Raw genomic sequence first — 362 nt, 5'->3', positions numbered from 1 at the left:
GCGGCTCATGGCGTAGGCGACGATTTCCCGGTTGAACAGGTCCAATATCGGCGAGAGGTACAGTTTGCCGTCCTTCCCTTTGAGTTCGGTAACGTCGGTCAGCCATTTTTCGTTGGGCTTTCGGGCTTTGAACCGGCGTTTGAGGAGGTGTTCCGATATCTCGCCCATGGCGGGATGGCGGTAGGCTTTTTTCGCCCGTATTTTGGCTTTCAGCCCCATCTGTTTCATCAACCGAGCTGCTTTTTTGCGGTTCCAATCCAATGATGCGGCAATGCGCCTTTGCCCGTAGCGTCCTTTATGCCGTTCGTAGATTTCGGCGATAAGGGCTTTGTCGGCTGCATCGGGGTCGGGCCGGTCTTGAT

General features: G+C 55.2%; 1 protein-coding gene. It reads right to left on the bottom strand.

Annotated elements, in window-relative coordinates; genetic code table 11:
• Positions 1 to 362: IS3 family transposase (locus ACTHTQ_RS11500; protein ID WP_440363989.1), on the bottom strand; the 362-nt coding region annotated here is incomplete at both ends.

This window comes from Neisseria sp. P0020.S003 (assembly GCF_051957095.1).
Lineage (GTDB): Bacteria > Pseudomonadota > Gammaproteobacteria > Burkholderiales > Neisseriaceae > Neisseria > Neisseria subflava.
Note: the sequence above shows the minus strand (reverse complement) of the source record. Positions and strands in the feature narration are given on the sequence as shown.